This window comes from Bacteroides caecigallinarum, assembly GCF_021530995.1.
Lineage (GTDB): Bacteria > Bacteroidota > Bacteroidia > Bacteroidales > Bacteroidaceae > Phocaeicola > Phocaeicola faecigallinarum.
On sequence record NZ_JADYTF010000358.1, the window covers coordinates 1 to 255 of the forward strand.

1 rRNA gene is annotated in these 255 nt (G+C 49.4%); it reads left to right on the plus strand.

Annotated features, from left to right (window positions below):
• A 23S ribosomal RNA gene (locus I6E24_RS17020) occupies positions 1-255 on the plus strand; the annotation flags it as partial.

Below are 255 nucleotides of genomic sequence, written 5' to 3' on the forward strand. Positions count from 1 at the left end.
ACATCTTAGTACCTGCAGGAAAAGAAAATAACAATGATTCCCCCAGTAGTGGCGAGCGAACGGGGAAGAGCCCAAACCACCCATGTTACGGCATGGTTGGGGTTGTAGGACCACGACATTGCAAGAACTCTTGTGAGAAGAACGATCTGGAAAGTTCGACCATAGAAGGTGACAGTCCTGTATTCGAAACAAGACGAAGCATAGTGGTATCCTGAGTAGCGCGGAACACGAGGAATTCTGCGTGAATCAGCCGGG